Raw genomic sequence first — 17,832 nt, 5'->3', positions numbered from 1 at the left:
TTACGGCCCGCAAGTAAAGCGTTGTCTGAGCCTGATCTCCGGACCAGCGTGCTAGACAATATCGAAGCATGTTTTTTCGACATCGCAACACAATTCGTTTTTGCAAGCCAATGCAGCTCTTTCATCACACCGGGTTGACGCAAGCCTTAAACATCATTCGGAGCGGTAGATTCGTTCCTGCTTCCACTTTTCCCCGGAACGCCGACAATGGCTTGAATTGCTATGACGCACGCGGCGGCTACCGGCGCAATATCCATGAGGATGACGGCGTGATCTTGGTGCTTGAATGGCGTGGAGATCCGCAACAATCAGTTGGAGCAAACTTCCCGCCGCCGTACGAGGCAGGAGTCCTGCTAGACATGCACCCCTGGCGGATGTTCGTCACCGCGCCGCTACGTGACCAAAAATCGCTGCGTGTATCGCACCTGGTGTTTCCCTCCGAAGAGGTACGCAGTCTGCTCTTCTGTCGAGGGAACCGGCGCAAGCTTCCAGTTGCTCTAAAAAAGCTTTCAAGGGAAAGAAGGCTGCGCCTCAATTTTCTGCGCGAACTTCGTTCGGCCTATCGATCGAAGGATTGCTGGCTATCGATTTATTAGGCTGCGACCGATGCATCATCCCGTCGCTGCAAGTTTACTGACAGGAAGAAACTCGACTTGATGGACTGTGCCTAACCGGTTCTCTACGCAACTTATCTATGGCGAACGACAGCGATAAGAAGTGCCTCGCGTTAGAGGTTTCCGAGGCAATGGAGCGAGCGTCTGCGGCGTTGTGCAAGCTGAAGCTTGAGATGGATCGGCATGCGCGTGGCTACGTCGGCCAGCCATATCTCGACGACTGGATGGGGGACCATGGCACTTGCGCCTATTGGGGCGATGAGCTGCTGCGCTTAGCAGTTCCTTTTCTGGATTGGGAAGGACGCAACGGGCAACCGTTTCAAGCCTACGTCGACCCTCGGTTTGTTCTAGGCGCGAGTATTAAAGGGTACCCTGAGGATGTGCCGGCACATAGAGTCGCGGAGCGCATAGCCTTGTATGCGCAGGACTTCGGCTCAACGAGCAATGCACTCTATGTCTGGCACAGACCGCTCGGAATTTTTACCGCTCACGAAGGCAAGCATCGAGTTGCATTCATGCGAGCTCATGAGCAACCCGCGATAGCTGCGTGGGTTTCGGAGGCGAGTTATCCAGCTGCGGAGCGCATCATCATCATCGAGCCCGATGAGAAGCGCGACGAATGGCTCGCACTCCTCGACGGGCGCTACATGCAGGTTCTGCGTCGGCCTCGCATTTCTTGCTTGATGCTCCGAGCGTACGGTGTCGAGATGAAGCGCTGGCACAACCTATCTGGTATTCCGTCTAGGAGACTAGTCATGGATGCCATCTATCAGCGCGGGCTGCACAAATCTTCCGTAACAATAGCGGAAGGAGATAGAACGCTTGATCTTGAGATGATCCTTCGTCACGAGAGGGAGAATATTGAGCAGGTGGAGCGAACCATTCATGATCTTGATCCCTATCGCTTTCAATGGAAGCGTTACGGCATCGCTATCGCTGCATGCCTGTTGCTCTCGCTGGTGTTAACCTACTCAGGCATACAGGTTGTACAGCAGGCCTCCTTGCTGTTAATGGGCGCCGCCAGCGGACTGATTGGCGGCCTAACCTTGTTGAGGTTTGTGGGCCCCCGCTGACCCGATCGCCTGGCCTGCTGCGATAGGTATCCAAGCAGTTAGTACTGGCTCGCTAGTGCCAGCGGTACTCCCGAGTTTCGATAGTGTCTTCTTGACGGCAAGATGGATCACGTAGGCGTCTACAGTTGCCCTCGGGCGCGGTCAGTGGTTCGAGACCATTGCCCCAGTCTCAACATTTAACCCACTCATGCTGACAAGAACCGCGACGCCTCGTCAGCGGGCTAGCAAGCCACGACTCGCCAAACACGGAATCGAAGCCGCAGCGGACCGCATTCACTTCCGCGTGATCAGTTTGTTGCGGTACATACTTCCTTGTGCCTACGGGATCCGGTACGACGCTCGAGCTACGCTCGCCGCAGCAGCAAAGTGTCCGGATCAACCCTTTCAATCGACAACTCGTCACCGATCTTCCAACCCAACCGTTCAAACAGTTCGGACGGCAGCCGGACGATAAGATCATCACCGCCGTCGGTTGCTTTGCTCCCAATGACGCGCCAAACGGCTCGTGATTTGGCACTCAGCAAGTGCTTAAGCAGAATCTCACGTAGTGGCGCATCGTCCTCTGGAAGCGCCAGCCAACCAGCACAGTTGTCGTCGGAATACTCCGACCAAGCTCGAACAGTGTCGTCGTCGGATGCCTCGAAACCGGCTTCCTGCAGGCATAGCAGCATCCTGTCAACGTCGTCGGCGAACTCCTTCCTGAGTTCCTGTCGTTCCTTGAAAGTCGGCTTCATGGCACTTGCACTCCGCTGTTCATGTTGTCCGCGAAGGGGCACGGCCCACGAGCTGGACGGCGCCTTTCATCTCGGTTTTAGCAGAAACCGTACTGCTCCGTGTTCGAAGAAACCGCTGTATCCGAAACTAATCAATGATCCCTCTTCCCACGCTGCAAGCGTGAGGGGTCGGTTTTCTAGCATTGCTCACGTGGCATTGCACGGCCTCCAAACCCACTAGGCAAGCCAGTATCCGGAACTAATCAACTACGTGTATCCGGAACTAATCAAGTCCCTCAGTGATCGATTGGTTCGAGATACGGGGCGCTGAGGCCACCCGTAGAGCCTTACCGGGTCCGGCGTATCCGAACCGAAACGAATCGACGAGATGGAGAATGCGTCAGCAATGACGTCCATATCAAGCAATGCCGTTACGTAGCATAGAGGGCGCCTCTTTCAAGCCCGCACCGCAGGCGCCGTCCAGCTTTGTCGGCAGAAACGGCCGCAGCAATGCCAATATTTGGTCACGTGCCGCGTGAAACGAGCGCGTCATGACGCTCCGGTCATTGAATTGCCTGGCGTTTTGCAAGAACTGGAATGACAGCCAATACGTCGCCACGATGACCGCGCAGCGGCAAGCAGTTTCCAGTTGAGCCAGGCGCGGCCCACCCTGATGCTCAGATCGGTCTACGCAAAGCGCGCCGCTCAGAGCGTGCACGCTTTGGTCAACCAGTTCCTTGAATCCTCGCTCAAGCGTCCGGCTTGATGCAATCAGCCCGTTCATGTCCCGGTAAAGAAAACGATATTCCCAGACGCAATCGAGAACCTTGAGAAGGCGTTTGGCTAAGTACGCGCCCGACAACGGGCCACCTGGACGAACAAACAGCTGCGCCTGCATATCGCGCTTGAAGCGACCGAAGAGATGCAGCACGACCGCTTCCTTACCGCGAAAGTAGTAGTAAAAATGGCCGGGGCTCATGCCGAGCCCCGCACAGAGGCCCGTTGTTGTAACGCCCGCCACGCCGACCTCGTTAAAGGCTTTCAAGGCGTAAGCCACGATCCGCTCGCGTGTCTGGCTTGCCTGGTCGCCGGAAATCAGTGCGCCGTGTCGCGGCTTCGGTGTGATACGCCCCATGCCTGGTCATCCAAGCGGCGGCACATCGGCACGTGCGACGCTTGCCCCGCTCGCTATCCGCTCGCGGGCAAAATCTGCGAGCGTGCGCAGTGCCTCAACTGCGGAGCGCAGATAAAACGATTGAAGGTGAAAGACATGCCAGCGCGCAGCGTGGACCTCGATGCGGCACGGCACACCGCAGCCCGCAGCGTGGTCTGCCAGCCGGGTGGCATCCGAGCGCAGCACTTCGTGTTCGCCAACTTGAATCAGCATGGGCGGGAGGCCACGCAAATCCACCTTGAGCGGCGTGTGCTCAGCCGCTCCGGCGGGTGCCTGGTACCAGCGCAATCCTTGTTCGAGCCAACCGCGGCGGATCATTGGATCGCGGGTCCGCTGAGACACCAGCGTGTCGCCGCTCAACGTGGCATCGGTCACGGGTGAGATCAGCAGCAGGCCTGCAGGAGCGGCATCGCCACGCTCCCGCAGTGCAAGCGCCAGTGCCAGGGCCAGTGCGCCACCGGCAGAATCGCCCGCGACGACGATCTTCTCTGCGGCATAGCCCTGGCTGCGCAGCGCGTCGTAGCACGCGAGCGCATCGTGCAGCGCGGCAGGGTACGGGTGCTCGGGCGCAAGCCGGTAGTTGGGCACGCAGACCGGCATGCCCGATTCGACCGCCAGGAGGGTCGTGATGCTGCGGTGCGTGCCCGGGCTTCCCAGGCAAAAAGCGCCGCCATGCAGGTAGAGCATGGCGCCTTCGGTTTCACCGCGCTTGGGCGCAACAACTTCTACCGGCACGTTGCTGACCAAGTTCCGGTAGCGGATCACCCCGCTCGCACCGGGCATGAGCGGGGAAAGCAGGCGCACGAAGCTGCGCTGCACGGTGACACCAAAAGGCGGGCCGATGAGCGAGCGAAAACCGATGCGCAGGAAGTTACGCAGGAACCATGCGTTGGCCGCTTCCCACCACCCTGGTGGTTCGGCTACGGCAACGCCAGCGGTCAGGCCCATCGGTCCCGGCAGTGCTCGTGTCAGGCGGTATGCCTGCAGGCTGGAAAACCGGGTCAGCCAGCGATAGGTCAACGTGAAGCCGGGCCAATTGGTGCTGTTGTGCCCGCTGGCATCCACGTACCAGCTCTTGCACCCGCTCCAGACGGATTTGGCCAGGCGCTGCTGAATGTGTGTATTGAAACGCCGGTAGCGGCGCGCATCCGTTTCGATGCTGGTCGTATGGGTGGCCGTCATCGCCTTGCAGCAGCGGATGACGTGAGCGATCTGGCTCTCCAGCATGTAGACGATGGAGTTGTGCCCAAGATTCGTGTTCGGGCCGTACAGCATGAAGAAGTTTGGAAAGCCCGGCACGGTCAAGCCGAGGTACGCCTCTGCCCCGCGTCGCCAGGCATCGTTCAGGTCCAGACCGGCGCGTCCGGTGATTCGCATGGGCGAGAGGAATTCGGTGGCGGCAAAGCCTGTGCCGTAGATGATGGCATCGACTTGGTGGTGCGTGCCGTCAACGGTTTCGATGCCCTCTGGGGTGACCCTGCGGATGCCGTCGGTCACCAGGTGAACGTTCGGCTTGCTCATGGCCGCGAGGTATTCGCTTGAGAGCAGGATGCGCTTGCAGCCGATCGGATAGTCGGGCTTGAGCTTGGCGCGCAGCGCAGCGTCGGGAACCTGTTTTGAGAGCAGCCGCCGGAACGGCACGCCCACCGCCAGTCGCATAAGCCCCTTGAAGCGCGTGAACGCCAGGGCGCGAGATTCATAGCGCGTGTAGATCATGGCGCGGTGCAGCTTCATCGCCCATGGCAGCGCCCGGAACACTGCTTTCTCCCAAGGCCGATAAGCGCGATCGGGGCGGGGCATGATGTAGGCCGGCGAGCGCTGGAAGACCGCGAGTTGCTGCACGGCATCTGCGATGGCCGGCACGAACTGGATAGCCGAAGCGCCCGTTCCCACCACCGCGACGCGCTTGCCTGACAGCGCATAGCCGTGATCCCAGTGCGCGGAGTGGAAGGTGTGCCCCTTGAAGGTTTCCATGCCCGGCAATTGCGGGAAGGCGGGACGGCTCAACTGCCCAGTGCCGCTGACGAGGAGGTTCGCGCTGAGCGTTGTCCCATCCCGTAGCGTGACCCGCCAGAACGAATGCTGTTCGTCATATTCCGCACACGCGACTTCGGCGCCAAATCTGATGTGCGGTTCGACGGCGTATTTGCGCGCGCAATGCTGCAGGTACGCATGGATTTCCGCTTGAGGCGCAAAGGTGCGCGACCAGTTCGGGTTGGGCTCGAAAGAGAAGGAATACAGGTGTGAGGGCACGTCGCACGCCGCCCCCGGATAACTGTTGTCGCGCCAGACGCCGCCAACGTCATGCGCCCGCTCAAGGATGACGAAGTCGTGCAGCCCTGCCTGCTTGAACGCCACGGCCATGCCAATGCCGGCAAAGCCCGATCCGATGATGATGGCTGCATGCGGTGTTGCCGCGTCGGAAGGGCGGGTGGGGTTAGCTGAACGCATGGCTGGCTTCCTTCGAGGCATCGAATTGGAACTGCGCGGGCATGGAGACCGCTTCGCGGGGCGTCGACTGCACCCGGCTGCGGCCCCGCATCATGTCGACCGCCTTCTCGGCAATCATGATCGTCGGCGCGTTGGTGTTGCCGCCGATGAGCGTGGGCATGACGGAGGCATCAACGATGCGCAGGCCCTCCACACCGCGCACGCGTAGTTGAGGGTCCACGACGGCGTGCGGGTCGTTGCCCATCCGGCATGTGCCGACCGGGTGGTAGACGGTGTCAGTGCGCTGCCGCAGGACCTCGCGAATCTCATCGTCGGTGTTCACGTTGGCGGTGAACACATCCTTCGTGATCCATTCAGCCAGCGCGGGTGCCTGCATCAGCCTGCGCGTGAGCTTGAAGCCCGCCACCATGTCTTCGAGATCCTGCGGATCCTGAAAGAACGCGGGGTCGATCAGCGGCGCGTCCTGGGGGTTGTTGCTCTGCAGGGTGACGGAGCCGCGGCTGCGCGGACGCAGCAGGCAGACATGGCAAGACAGCCCATGACCCAGATGAAACGACCGCGCATGGTCGTCCACCAGCGCGACGACAAAATGGAGCTGGACGTCGGGCATCGCGAGCCCGGCACGGGTCTTGAGAAAGCCACCACCTTCGGCAAAGTTTGACGTGAGCGCGCCTCGCCGTTCCTGGCGGAATCGTCGGATCTCTTTCAGCATGCGCAGGCCGCCACCGAGCGACACGCCCATCGTGTCGAGGCTGCGCGCCCGGTAACCGAAGATGAAGTCCGGATGGTCTTGCAAGTTCTTGCCCACCCCCGGCAGATGCGCGCGCGTCTGAATGCCGAGACGATCCAGTTCATCACAAGGGCCGATGCCGGAGAGCATCAGCAACTGGGGGGTCTGGAATGCGCCGGCGGCCAGCACCACTTCGCGGCGTGCCCGCACGGTGTGAAGCTGGCCGCCTTGCAGGATTTCAACGCCCACGGCCCGCTTGCCCTCGAACAGGATGCGCTGGACTTGGGCGTGCGTCTTGACGCTCAGGTTGTCTCGCCGCCCGAGGTGCGGCAACAGGTAGGCGCGTGCTGCGCTCCACCGCTCACCGTGCTTTTGCGTCACCTGGTAAATGCCGACGCCTTCCTGTTCTGCACCGTTGAAGTCATCCGTCAGCGGCAGCCCTGCTTGGCGTGCGGCTTCCAGGTAGCGTGCTTGGAAGGGGTTGTCGGAGCGCAGGTCGCTGACCCAGAGCGGGCCGTCCCGGCCATGCCATGCGTTGTCGAGCCGCTCGTTGTGCTCGCTGAGCCGGAAATACGGCAGCACGTCTTCATAAGACCAGCCGACATTGCCGCGCGCGGCCCAGTCGTCGTAGTCATTGCGATGCCCGCGTATGTAGACCATCGCGTTGATCGCCGATGAGCCACCCAATGCCTTACCTCGCGGTTGATATCCCCTGCGCCCGCCCAGTCCGGGCTGGGGCACGGTCTCGAATGCCCAGTTGTTGAGCTTGGTCGGCAGCATCGCAACGGCGCCGGTCGGGACGTTGATGACGAGTTCGCTGCCGCCACCGCCCGCCTCCAAAACGCAGACCGTCACCTGCGGGTCTTCAGTAAGTCGCCCTGCCACGACGCTGCCGGCGGACCCGCCGCCCACAATGACGTAGTCGAAGATGTTGCCCATGTTGTTGTCTCCACAATGTCTTTTGAGCCAAGCGCTGTGAGCCGCCAGCCGCTTGGCGATCCGACGTGCAAGGCTGGCGCCCGCGGGCTCGGGAAGATCCGGGTCTTCCTGGGAGCGGGTGTTGCAACGCCACCGGGGCGGCATATCGGATGCGCTTGATGTTGCTTCCGGCATGGGAAAACACCAATGGCGCGCGGGGACAACTGTTTTAGTATTTGGGCCAAATGACACGTCCCAAGGGTTTCTCCGTATGCGTTTCTGGGAGTTCACTCGGAGCCCAGCCAGCGCACGCTTACTGGTCGATTTCGGGCAGGAGCGCGGGCTTTCGCCGGCAAAGCTGCTGGCCGGCACGCAGCTGTCGCTGGCCCAACTGTCCGACCCGAATGTGGAGCTGACCGCTGCGCAGGAGCTGCGCGTGGTCGGCAACCTGCTGCGCCTGTTGAAGCATCCGCCAGGGCTCGGACTGGAGCTGGGGCTGCGCTACCACTTTTCGGCGTATGGGGTGTGGGGCTACGGCCTGATCAGCAGCGCCACGGCAGGCGATGCCATGGCGTTGGCGTTGCGTTTCCTGCCGCTCACCTACGCATTTACCGTGATCACGTATCACGAAGAAGGCCGTCTCGCCGTGCTGAGTTTTGGCGAGCCGGAACTTGCCGATGAGGTGAAGCGTTTTGTTGTGGAGCGCGACATGGCCGCCGCCGCGGTCTTGCTGCAGGAAATCGGGGGAGATGACTTCGCACTGTCTCGCTTTACGCTCAGGGCCAGGCCCCCGCTCGCGCGTGGGCCTTCTCCGGTGCGCAGGACGCTCTTCGCCGCGGAGCCGGAATATTCAGCGCACGTCAACAGTCTTGCGTTCGACCGATCATTTCTGAGCCGGCCGCTGCCACACGCCAACCCCATCACGGCTTCGATGTGCGAGCAGATGTGCAGTCGTCTCATTGAAGAGCGGCGCTTACGTGTGGGCACGGCGGCGATGATCCGCCATTACTTGGGCGCCGCGCCCGGCACCACGCTCTCCACGCTAAGCAGCATGGCCCGCCTGATGAACACCAGCGAACGCACGCTCAAGCGTCGGCTGCACGATGAAGGCACAACCTTCAGAGCGTTACTGGCCGAATCACGCGGTGCGATGGCCGAGGCGCTGCTCAGGGAGGGTGAACTGGCGCTCGGTGAGATCGCGGAGCGGCTTGGCTTCGCCGACTTGTCCACCTTCTCGCAGGCCTTCAAGCGCTGGTATGGCGTGGCGCCCAGTACGATGCGCCGCCAGGGCTTGTCTATCGACGACGAGACGGACCAAGTTTGACCCTACACCGGAATCAGTTCCTCACGGCATGGGCAACTCGTCCGCCAAACAAGGTTGCGCCCCTACGCGAGGCGCGCCGCGGGCCTGGCGCTTGCGATGGTCATCCCAAGCAACGCCAGTGTGGCTGCGACACATGCCTCCATCGACTGCCGACCGGTATCAATCGACAACGCCGGAGCCTGGGGCGGCTCATAGATATCGCTGATGCCGGTAAAGTTGGAGATCGCTCCAGCGCGCGCACTCCTGTATAGCCCTTTCGGGTCACGCGCTTCGCACACGGACAGCGGTGTCGCGACATGCACCTCATGAAAGCGCGATGCGCCGACAATCTGTCGGGCACGCTCGCGGTCATCGCGGTAGGGCGAGATCAGGGCGGCAATTGCCCACGTGCCGGTGTTGTTGATCTGCGCACACCATTGCGCCACACGGCGCACGTTTTCGCTGCGATCGGCCCGGGAGAATCCAAGATCCGAGCAGAGCTGCTTACGCACGGCATCACCGTCGAGCACGCGGCACGGCACGCCTCGTGCTGTGAGCGACTCGGCCACGGCCAGGGCCACTGTGGTCTTGCCGGCGGCGCTGAGCCCCGTCAGCCAGAGCGTGGATGGAACCGGTTGCATGCATTGCTCCTTAGCGTGCTTTGCAGACGGGTGCCAACGGCAGCATCGCCGGCCATTGCCCGGCCCAGTCGCCGCTGTGGTCCAGGCCCGGCACGATGTTGGCCTGTGCACATCGGCCGCCGGTCGCCCGCACAAAACGCTGCGCCACTTCCGGTGGCACCACGGTGTCGTCCGCGCCGCTGAAATGCAGTTGCGGAACCATTGCCACACGCGACGCCGCATCGATCGGGTTCAGCGATTCCGGCATCGCCGAGACGTCGTGCAGGCGGTTGACGAACTCTGTATCGAGGTTGCCTGCCACAGTGCGGATGGATGCGATGTCCGCGCGCCGTGCCGCAACCAGCACAGCCACCGCGCCGCCACCCGAATAGCCGACGAGGTGAACGGGCTGGCCAGGCACCTTCGCTGCGAACCGGCTCACGGCCTCGTCCATGGATGCCACGACTTCCGGTGCGAACCGCTTGCTGGTCCAGTACGGCACAGCACACAGCGGGTTCAACGCCATCGGGGTGAACTGGCAGGGGCGGGCGAGATACACGACGTTCGGTGTCGGGTCTGCTGCTGCCAGCGCAAGAGCAGTGGCCATGCGCGGAGTCGGATCGGCCGATGGCTCCGTGCGGGAAATCCAGGCTAGGCCATCGCCCTCGATGTAGACAGTGAGCGGCTGGTCTGCGCGCGTCATGCGCACGAAAGCAGTCAATACGAAGTGCTCCGTCTTCACTTGCTCACGATGCAGTTGGAACGGAGCCGCCAGCGCATCGGCGTGGGCATCGCGGTCCAGCGTCGTGCAGTCGGACAGCAGGCTGCAAAGCACAACCAGAAGCACAGCGAACATCGCCGTCAAAACCTTTGATGTGAGAGGCGACAGAGCAGTCATGCGTGTACGCCCGCGAGTTGTGCCAGCGCCTGCGCCATGGTGCCCATGACGCTGCCCCAATCGCCGAGAGACGGCTGGCGGAACAGGCGCACGCTCGGGTACCACGGCGTGTCGTTGCGTTCGAGCAGCCAGCGCCAGTCCGGCACGAGCGGCAGCATCACCCATGCGGGGCGACCGAGGGCGCCTGCCAGATGCACCGGCGACGAATCCACCGAGATCAGCAGATCGGCCACGGCGAGAATGGCGGCAGTGTCTTCAAAGTCCTGGATCTCGTCGCTGAGCGACACCATCGACATACCGGGCGGTGGCGACGCGGCCTGTTGTGCGGCCGGACCTTTCTGGATGGCAAGGAACGTGACATCGGGCCTGCCCAACGGTGCGAGGTCCGCCAGCTTCATCGAGCGATTCGCATCGTTGACGTGCGTGGGGCGCCCCGCCCAGACCAGCGCCACCAGCGGGCGCGGCAACCCGGCCAGGCGCGCCTGCCACTTGGCAACGCGTTGCGGGTCCGCCGACAGATACGGGGTGGCACCGGGCAAATCAGACAGCTTCAGGCCCATCACCATCGGCAGGCTCATCAGCTCGCAATGCACGTCGAATGCGGGCGGCAATTGGCCGCGCGCCGTCAGTGCATCAAAGCCTTCGTAACGGCTGGCCAGCGATGCGCTTTCCGCGTTCACCTCCAGGATGACGCGCGCGCCGCTGCGCTCCTTTGCCCAGCGCACCATGCGCAGGAACTGGAACGTATCGCCGTAGCCCTGCTCGTCATGGATCAGCAGCGTCTTGCCGGGAATGGGGCGACCGTCCCAGCGCGGACGTTGGACTTTGCGCTCGATGGCCGCGGTGTGCGGCATGCCGTAGCGATGGTGGTACTCGCGCCAGCCGCGCTCAAAGTCGCCTTGCAGCAGCAGCGTTTCGGCCAGATTGAAGCGCGCGGTGAGATTGCCTGGCATGTTGGCCACCAGCATCTCTTGAATGGCCTGCGTCTCGGCAATCTTGCCTTGCGGGCGAATCGTGTCGGCCAGCACCTGCCACAAGATCAACGGCCCGGTGCCGGATGCCAGCCATGGCCGCACCAGCGCCTCGGCCTCGTTCAGGCGTCCGTCGGCCAGCAGGGCGCGGCCTTGGCGTTCCACCGTGGCGACATCGACGTCATTCACGGCGCGCTCATCCCGAGTGCGGCGAGCAACGGGCCAAGATGATCGGCGTACTTCTGCCAGCGTCCCTTGGATGTGGTGTAGATCGGTTGGCGCACCTGGTTGACGCTGGCGGTGCGCACTACGCGGTCATTTGCGTGGAACTGCAGGCAAGCGTCTTCCCAAGGCAGACCGAGGAAGCTGACCAGGCGTTTTGCTTCGCCTTCCAGGTCATCCACCACGTGCTCATAGTCCACTTCGATGAATCGATCGGTTGGCAGGACCTGGGCCCAATGGGCCATCAGCTTCTGATAGTCGGTGTAGAACGCACCAAGCTCCGCCAGATCGTAGGCGAACGGCTGTTCACCGCCGAATTGCTTGGTGTAGCACGATAGGCACGTGTCCACCGGATCGCGCCGGCAATGGATGATGCGCGCGCCCGGCAGGATCAGCGGAATCAGCCCCGCATAGATGAAATTGCCCGGCATCTTGTCGATCAGGCGTCGCCGACCTTGTGCCAACGGTTCGATACGGTTCAGGTAGGTTCGGCCCATGCGCTGCATGTCCTCCGGGGTCAGCACCTGCGCGATGTCGGGAAACAGACCGGCGCCCTCCACCACCTGCCGCAGCGCTGAAAGCTCGCCCGCACCCATGACCTGCGAGTGCGACGACAGGATCTGCTCGACCAGCGTGGTACCAGAGCGCGGCATGCCGATGATGAATACCGGCAGGTCAGACTGCGTGCCAGCGGGAGCCAGGCGCTCCATCCGTTCGGCGGTGAAGACTTCAGAGATGCGCTGCATCCATTGCCGGGTCGCCCTGGCGTCGTAGCTAAACGTCGCACGCTTGCGCTGGTTCGCGTTATGCAGGTGCACGAAGGCGCGCGGCGCATCGTGCAGGTCGAGATAGGCCTTGCCCAACGCGAAATGCGCCGAGATGCGTTCGTTCAGCGGCTTCGGTGTTTCGTTGGCAAGCCAGCCTTCAATGGCCCCGACATCCGGATCGTCAGCACGGAATGTCTTAGCCTCGGCGCGAGCCGTGAGCACTCGAATGGAACCGGGATACATCGACAGCGCCCGATCGAAGGCTGCCCGAGCGGCCTCCTTCTGACCGGATTCCATCCAAAGCGTGGCGCTTCCCACCAACGCCTCTTCGGCCACCGTGCCTGGCAACGTTGCGGCCTGCTCGAAATGCGCGAGCGCCTCGTCGGCTTTGCCCTGCGCCTGAAGCACCTGCGCCAGTGCGTGATGGGCTTCGGCACTGCGCGGCGCCAATGTCATGGCTTGCTGCGCGCAAGCGAGGGCGGCGTCCAGGCGCTCAAGTTGCATCAACGCTTTCGCACGGGCGGTCAAACCGGCGGGATGCTGTGGCGCGAAGGCCTGCAACGCGTCCAGCACCTGGAGCGCTGCGGCATGCCGATGGCGCGTCACCTCCACATCGGCCAGGTTCAAGTAGGCATCGATCAGACGCGGGTTGAGCTCGATGGCCAGGCGCGCTTCTGCGGCAGCCTGGTCGTACTGCCCTTGCGCGGTCAGCAGGAAAGCGAGATTGCTGTGTGCCTCGGCATAGTGCGGGTTCAGCGCCAACGCCTGGCGGTAGTGCTGCTCGGCTTGGCCGAGCCTGTCCAACCGTCGATACGTATTGGCCAGATTGTTGTGCGCCTCGGGTGCATCAGGCGTGAGCTTCACAACCCGTTCCAGACATGCGAGGCTCTGCTCCAGCTTGCCTGCTTCCTGCAACAGGATGCCGAGATTGCTCCAGCCCGGAACGAGCGATGGGTCCAGTGCCACCGCGCGTTCGGCAGCTTCCTGTCCTTCAGCCAGCATGCCCTTCTGGCGATACATCTCTGCGAGGTTGCTTGCGTAGATGGCGGGCGCACGTGGTGCCATGCAAGCCTGGCGCAGGTGGGCAATGGCCAGATCCAGGTTGCCGTAGGCATGCGCCATGAGCCCGAGCAGATGCAGGGCATCGGCCTGGCCCGGCCATGCGGCCAGCACATGCTGGCAATAGATTTCCGCTTCCGCCGCCTGGCCTGCGTTCCAGTGCGCATGTGCACGGTTGAGCGCTTCGGGAATGCTGATTGGATCTGTATTGGGCGCGCTCGACATGCGGGACTCCAAGGGCTCACTCGATGAGAGTAAGAGCGTGATCGTACTAGAAGGAAAGGCGCGCCTTCCCGCAAGAAAACGCGCTCTTCGGTACCTCTTTTCCCTGCTTAGAACAACTGGCGCAGACGCACGCTGCCCGTCTGCAAAACGAAAACCCCTGCCCGCCTGCGGCTCATAGCGCGCGCTCAGTTGGTTACCGGAAAGAGTCCGCGCCCACCGAGCGAGAGCGTTGATGCAACCGGGTGCTCATTGTTTGATGGGGGACGCGTCTACCACCCCATAAAGCAATGAGCGCGCTCTCCCTTTCGGGAGGCGCGCCATTGGCGTATCACTTCAAGTCGTTAGAACAACTGACGCAGTTGCAGGCTGCCGGCATGCGACACGTACCCGCTACCCACTTGCAGCGAGTAGCGCGCGCTGATGCTCAGGTTGTTCGCACGCAGCAACTTGACACCGGCAGAGAGCACAGCCGAATCCGTCACTGGGCTGGCACCCAACGACGTGAAGCTGGTCTGGCCCGTCGGGTCTGCCGCAAAGCTGGCCTGCGTCTGAGTGCGCGTGTTGTTGTACTCATGGCGCCATGCGACCTGCAGTTCCGGCACGAGCGTGCCGTACGAGGTTGCGAGCTCGCGCGAGAACTTCACGCCAAGGTCGCTGGTAACCGACGTCGTGTGCGACGCGCCCACCGATAGCGCCGCGCCATTGCCCCCCGATTCGGTGTAGCCGTTCTGGCGCAGGTAACCATACGTCAGGCTTGCCAGCGGCGTAACCGTGGCAACAGCCGTGGCGAACGGGTAACCGGCTTCTGCTCGCGCCACGTACTGCGTGCCGCTGAAGCTGCCATTGGCGTTGCCCGAGAAGCCGGCAAAGTTGACGGCGCGGGTGGTGTCGTAGTGCTGCTGCACGGCACCCGCTGACAAGTTTGCATACCACGGGCTGCCCGTGTAGCTGGCGTAGCCCATCAGGCCGAACGAATTCACACGCGTCGAGTTGCCATCGGTGTCGCCCGTGTTGCTGATCTTGGCGTTGCTGTAGCTGAACACACCGCCCGCACGCCATGCGTCGCTGACCGCGTGATCGACGCCGAACAGCAAGCCGCCGAAGTTGGCGCTGTAGCCGTCCACCTGATCGCGCTGGCCCTGGTGTGCGTGGCCGCCAAATGCCTGGCCCCACACGCCCCATGCCGGAGCCGCTTCACCGGTCGAAACACCGCTCAGGCCACCGGCCTGGGCAAGGCGCATGCTGTCGGCATGCGTGGAGATGATGTTGAGCACATCCAGCGTCGGTGCCAGTGCGGCCTGGGCCGTCGACCCCTGCGACACCGGGTTCAGTTGCTTGCCGGCGTGGTTGGCGGCGTCGCTGCTGCCCAGGTTCAGCGCCATCGAGGCGTTGTACAGGTTCAGCAGACCCGGATCGCTGATGCCCGTGTACTGCGACAGACCCGTGAGCGCCGCTTGGGCGTTCGGCACAGTCGCCAGGCTGGGGACCGGTGCAGGCGCGGGAGCCGGAGCAGGTGCCGGCGCAGGTGCCGGCGTGGGGCTCGTGGTCGGGATCAGATCTGCGCTGACCACGGTCACCACCAGATCGCTGCGGCCGTTGGCTGTAACGTTGGTGCCTGTCAGGACACTGTTGTAGCCGCGGATCCCATACCGCAGCGTGCCTTCGTTGTAGTTGGTGCCGGTGCTGGACGCATCGACGATCACATAACGCTGACCCGCGGCAAACGGATACGGATTGACCTGCGCAAACGAAACGGCCGAACCCGCGGCAAGATTCACTGCACCCGAAACCACCAGTCGACCGTAGCCACTGTCGCCGGTGAGCGAGCCGTTGGTCACCGCACCAGTGTTCACGCCAATCTGCAGCGTACCGGCCGCACTCTGGCTGTAGGTGCCGGTAATGGTGATCGGGTTGTTGACTTGCAGGACCGCGCCCGTGTTGCTCACCGCCACCGAACCGGTGGAGGCGGCACGGGCCGTGCGAACGCTGGCCGGGTTGATGGGAGAGGGGAGCACGACACCGATGTTGTCATTCAGCACCAGGTTGCCCGAAGCGAATACGACGCCCGCGCTGGGGCTGACGATGCTACCGATCGTTCCGCCAAAGCCGGTCAGGGTGCCGAATGTCGTGCCCGTTCCACCATTGATGTTCAGATCTTGAGGGCTCCCGTTCGTGATATTGCCGGCAATCACGCCTGAGTTGGTGATCGGGCCGATCGACCCGGCGTTGTTGATGGCATTGCCAGCGCCGGTGATGGTGCCGCTGTTGTCCAGCGCGCCGATCGTCCCGCCGTTGAGAATGCCGGCGACAAAGGGCATGGTGCCCACTGTGCCACCGCTGATCGTTCCGCGGTTGACCAGCGCGCCGATCGTGCGTGTGTTGTAGAGGCCTGGGGCGCGACCGCTGATCACACCGCTGTTGGTCAGCGAGTTGATCGTTCCTTCGTTGCTGACGCCGACACCGCCACCACTGATGCTGCCGCTATTGGTGAGCGAACCGATCGAGCCCCCGTTGAAAACGCCGGCATTCTGGGGACCGGTGCCCGAGGGGAGGCCAAGAATGGTGCCGCTGTTGCTCAGCGTCTGGATCGTGCCGAAATTGTTGATACCTTCGATGCCACCGCTAATGAGGCCGCTCGCGTTGTTGGTCAACCCGATGATCGTACCGCCGTAGTTTGCGACGCCAACGGAGTTGGCACTGGTACCACTGATGGTGCCGCTGTTCGTCAACGTACCGATCGCGGCACCGTTGAGGATGCCGTTCACACCACCTTGGATAATGCCGCTCGCAGCGTTGTTCAGCGTGGTGATCGCACCGCTGTTGGAAATGCCTAAGCCGCTACCCGTACCCGCGCCATTGGTGCCGGTTCCGTTGGTGCCGCCGGTTCCGCTGATGATGCCGGTGTTGCTGAGCGAGACGATGGTCCCTTGGTTCTGAATGCCGAAGCCGTTGCCGCCGCCGCCGCCGGCAGCGCCCGTGCCGCCAGCGCCACCGTTGCCACCCTGGCCAAGGATGGTGCCCCCGTTGTTCAGCGTCGTGATCAGCGCGCTGTTGATCAGGCCCGTGCCGCTACCGCCAGCGCCGCCTACACCGCCGGGCACGCCAGAACCGCCGGCGCCGCCGTTACCGCCGACGCCCATGATCGTGCCGTTGTTGTTCAGCGTGGTGATGTTGCTTGCCGCCAGGCCAAACGCGTTTTCGCCCCCACTCCCTGCCCCGCCGGGCCCCGGCATTGGCGGCATGGGAGGCGGCATTATGATTCCGCCGGCCTTGCCGTTGCCCCCCGCCTGGCCGATCGCACCGATAACGCCGCCGGCCGCGTTGTTCAACGTATCGATCGAGCCACCGTAAGAGGAAATTCCGGCATTGCTCCCGACGATCGAGCCGCTGTTGCTGAGCGTGCCGAGCGTGCCATCGGTCCCCAGCGCAGTGCCAGCGCTCGAAACGCTGCCGCTGCTGGTTACCGTGTAGTTGCCGGCGCCCCAGAACTGCGAGGTGGTGAGCGCAGTGCTGACGGTCGTATCGGCCGCAGCGATGGCCGGGACCATGCTGGAGAGCGCTGCCGCGATTGCCAGCGTCAAGGTGCTCTGTTTAGGAAACTGATTGCGTTGAGCCATTGTTTTCGTACCTGAGATAGGCGGTTGAACGGCCAATTCGAGCGGCGCCCCGCCACAGGTGTTGAGGCTCAAGGTCTGCCTGTCGGTTTCCCCCGAGCCTCAACACTGTGCGGTTTGCTTGCGTCGAACGACTTCCCCGTTTCGCAATCCGGTACGTTCCGGCAAATGGCGCTGTTATGTTCTGCGCGCCTCTGCAAGCCACGTTCTTGGATCAGGCAAACCTGCCGGCTGGCTCTGTTCTGACGCGGCACCGGATGCCGCACGCGAGCGTTTGACCGACAGCCCTGAGCCGCTACCGACTCCCCCCGGACTGCTGACACATGTGTGTCGGACCCGATAGTGACGATTTTTTTTGGGCCAGTCTTGACCGTGCGTCTCAGTTTTTGAAAAGTTCCGCGCGGCGTGGAAATATCGATAAGATCCGAGCGCCATCGCCCGGAACCCTTTGCATGCACCCACGCACTCCCGCGACGCCAA

12 protein-coding genes are annotated in these 17,832 nt (G+C 62.7%); 3 read left to right on the top strand and 9 right to left on the bottom strand.

The window, feature by feature from the left end; translation table 11 throughout:
* Positions 1-68 precede the first annotated feature (68 nt).
* Positions 69-596: a hypothetical protein gene (locus tag M1D44_RS17925; protein ID WP_439004621.1), complete on the top strand. Its 528-nt coding sequence runs from the start codon at positions 69-71 to the stop codon at positions 594-596.
* 98 nt (positions 597-694) lie between these two features.
* Positions 695-1,687 (top strand): hypothetical protein, encoded by a 993-nt coding sequence (locus tag M1D44_RS17920; RefSeq protein ID WP_439004620.1) that lies wholly within the window; start codon positions 695-697, stop codon positions 1,685-1,687.
* 344 nt (positions 1,688-2,031) lie between these two features.
* On the opposite strand, the gene M1D44_RS17915 is transcribed toward M1D44_RS17920, so the two are convergent.
* From M1D44_RS17915 to M1D44_RS17900, 4 genes are all read right to left on the bottom strand, one after another.
* Positions 2,032-2,421 carry an AbrB/MazE/SpoVT family DNA-binding domain-containing protein gene (locus M1D44_RS17915; RefSeq protein ID WP_439004619.1) on the bottom strand — a complete coding sequence of 130 codons (390 nt, stop codon included), beginning with the start codon at positions 2,419-2,421 and terminating at the stop codon, positions 2,032-2,034.
* A gap of 397 nt (positions 2,422-2,818) precedes the next feature.
* Positions 2,819-3,535 (bottom strand): TetR/AcrR family transcriptional regulator, encoded by a 717-nt coding sequence (locus M1D44_RS17910; RefSeq protein WP_316853562.1) that lies wholly within the window; start codon positions 3,533-3,535, stop codon positions 2,819-2,821.
* Positions 3,536-3,541: 6 nt separating this feature from the next.
* Positions 3,542-6,025, bottom strand: a complete 2,484-nt coding sequence (locus tag M1D44_RS17905; protein WP_316853561.1) for a flavin-containing monooxygenase — start codon at positions 6,023-6,025, stop codon at positions 3,542-3,544.
* Positions 6,012-7,694: a GMC family oxidoreductase gene (locus M1D44_RS17900; protein ID WP_316853560.1), complete on the bottom strand. Its 1,683-nt coding sequence runs from the start codon at positions 7,692-7,694 to the stop codon at positions 6,012-6,014. Before M1D44_RS17900 ends, M1D44_RS17905 begins: the two co-directional genes overlap by 14 nt.
* 250 nt (positions 7,695-7,944) lie before the next feature.
* Here M1D44_RS17900 and M1D44_RS17895 point away from each other — a divergent pair, with 250 nt between their 5' ends.
* Positions 7,945-8,997, top strand: coding sequence for an AraC family transcriptional regulator (locus M1D44_RS17895; protein ID WP_024977554.1), 1,053 nt, complete (start codon positions 7,945-7,947; stop codon positions 8,995-8,997).
* 62 nt (positions 8,998-9,059) lie between these two features.
* Here M1D44_RS17895 and cysC read toward each other — a convergent pair whose 3' ends face one another.
* The 5 genes from cysC to M1D44_RS17870 all read right to left on the bottom strand — a co-directional run bounded on the left by cysC (position 9,060) and on the right by M1D44_RS17870 (position 17,319).
* Complete coding sequence (cysC, locus tag M1D44_RS17890; RefSeq protein ID WP_316853559.1) at positions 9,060-9,617, bottom strand: adenylyl-sulfate kinase; 558 nt, start codon at positions 9,615-9,617, stop codon at positions 9,060-9,062.
* Positions 9,618-9,627: 10 nt separating this feature from the next.
* A complete protein-coding gene (locus M1D44_RS17885; protein WP_316853558.1) occupies positions 9,628-10,452 on the bottom strand; it encodes an alpha/beta hydrolase in 825 nt (274 codons plus the stop codon).
* A 38-nt stretch (positions 10,453-10,490) separates the two neighbouring features.
* Positions 10,491-11,654 carry a glycosyltransferase family 9 protein gene (locus M1D44_RS17880; protein WP_316853557.1) on the bottom strand — a complete coding sequence of 388 codons (1,164 nt, stop codon included), beginning with the start codon at positions 11,652-11,654 and terminating at the stop codon, positions 10,491-10,493.
* On the bottom strand, positions 11,651-13,738 hold the full coding sequence (locus tag M1D44_RS17875; RefSeq protein WP_316853556.1) for a tetratricopeptide repeat-containing sulfotransferase family protein: 2,088 nt from the start codon (positions 13,736-13,738) through the stop codon (positions 11,651-11,653). The genes M1D44_RS17880 and M1D44_RS17875 overlap by 4 nt, the downstream gene beginning before the upstream one ends.
* Before the next feature lie 341 nt (positions 13,739-14,079).
* The gene (locus M1D44_RS17870; RefSeq protein ID WP_316853555.1) at positions 14,080-17,319 is read right to left on the bottom strand and encodes an autotransporter outer membrane beta-barrel domain-containing protein; all 3,240 of its coding nucleotides are present in this window, start codon (positions 17,317-17,319) and stop codon (positions 14,080-14,082) included.
* Positions 17,320-17,832: the final 513 nt, after the last annotated feature.

It is taken from the genome of Ralstonia sp. SA306 (assembly GCF_054792405.1).
The sequence above is the reverse complement of the archived record's forward strand: the minus strand, read 5'-3'. Positions and strand labels throughout refer to the sequence as shown.

Excerpts from the sequence above, each read along its gene's own strand:
- M1D44_RS17925 (WP_439004621.1), top strand. The coding sequence starts at position 69 with ATGTTTTTTCGACATCGCAACACAATTCGTTTTTGCAAGCCAATGCAG.
- M1D44_RS17920 (WP_439004620.1), top strand. The coding sequence starts at position 695 with ATGGCGAACGACAGCGATAAGAAGTGCCTCGCGTTAGAGGTTTCCGAG.
- M1D44_RS17915 (WP_439004619.1), bottom strand. The coding sequence starts at position 2,421 with ATGAAGCCGACTTTCAAGGAACGACAGGAACTCAGGAAGGAGTTCGCC.
- M1D44_RS17910 (WP_316853562.1), bottom strand. The coding sequence starts at position 3,535 with ATGGGGCGTATCACACCGAAGCCGCGACACGGCGCACTGATTTCCGGC.
- M1D44_RS17905 (WP_316853561.1), bottom strand. The coding sequence starts at position 6,025 with ATGCGTTCAGCTAACCCCACCCGCCCTTCCGACGCGGCAACACCGCAT.
- M1D44_RS17900 (WP_316853560.1), bottom strand. The coding sequence starts at position 7,694 with ATGGGCAACATCTTCGACTACGTCATTGTGGGCGGCGGGTCCGCCGGC.
- M1D44_RS17895 (WP_024977554.1), top strand. The coding sequence starts at position 7,945 with ATGCGTTTCTGGGAGTTCACTCGGAGCCCAGCCAGCGCACGCTTACTG.
- cysC (WP_316853559.1), bottom strand. The coding sequence starts at position 9,617 with ATGCAACCGGTTCCATCCACGCTCTGGCTGACGGGGCTCAGCGCCGCC.
- M1D44_RS17885 (WP_316853558.1), bottom strand. The coding sequence starts at position 10,452 with ATGTTCGCTGTGCTTCTGGTTGTGCTTTGCAGCCTGCTGTCCGACTGC.
- M1D44_RS17875 (WP_316853556.1), bottom strand. The coding sequence starts at position 13,738 with ATGTCGAGCGCGCCCAATACAGATCCAATCAGCATTCCCGAAGCGCTC.